1 protein-coding gene is annotated in these 262 nt (G+C 40.5%); it reads right to left on the bottom strand.

Annotated elements, in window-relative coordinates:
* Positions 1-262 (bottom strand): LysM peptidoglycan-binding domain-containing protein (locus tag IV36_RS11925; protein ID WP_156648656.1); only part of this gene is annotated, 262 nt, incomplete at both ends.

Genomic DNA, 262 nt, shown 5'->3' with positions numbered 1-262 from the left:
GCTACCGCTAGCTTGTGAAGAAGAATTCGAGACCTTCAAAGATTGTCCAACATAGATAATATTAGAAGAGAGACTGTTCCAACTCTTCAAATTAGCAACCGAAACACCGTATTTGTTGGCGATAGCCCAGAGTGAATCTCCCGACTTAACAGTATAAGTAGATGTTGAAGACGACGATGATCCTGAGTTTGAAGTATTTGAACTGGAAGCACTAGAACTACTGCCGCTGGTTTGTGAAGAAGAATTAGAAATCTTCAAAGAC

Source organism: Liquorilactobacillus mali, from assembly GCF_001437155.1.
Lineage (GTDB): Bacteria > Bacillota > Bacilli > Lactobacillales > Lactobacillaceae > Liquorilactobacillus > Liquorilactobacillus mali_A.
The sequence above is the reverse complement of the archived record's forward strand: the minus strand, read 5'-3'. Positions and strand labels throughout refer to the sequence as shown.